Consider the following 265-nt stretch of genomic DNA (forward strand, 5'->3'; position numbering starts at 1 on the left):
ATTTAACGAAACGAGCGCTGGAAAACGAGCAGACCGAACCGATTTATCATGCCTTGACAAGACCACCGGAAGCGGAGGGGGAAGCGACGGGGAGAGCAATCGCCTTGACTGCGTTGGCCGATTCTCAGTTGTACGTGGTGCACGTCTCCTGTGCGGCAGCGGTACAGCGAATCGCAGAGGCGCGGGAAAAAGGCTGGAATATCTACGGAGAAACCTGCCCGCAGTATCTGGCGCTCGATATCAGTTATCTGGATCAGCCCGGGTT

Annotated in this window: 1 pseudogene; it reads left to right on the top strand. The window is 56.2% G+C overall.

The annotated features are described in order from the left end of the window. Positions 1 to 265 (top strand): annotated as a pseudogene (locus tag MXD62_RS08775) (dihydropyrimidinase); the annotation flags it as partial.

It is taken from the genome of Frankia sp. Mgl5, assembly GCF_023242985.1.
Classification (GTDB): Bacteria; Actinomycetota; Actinomycetes; order Frankiales; family Frankiaceae; genus Parafrankia; species Parafrankia soli.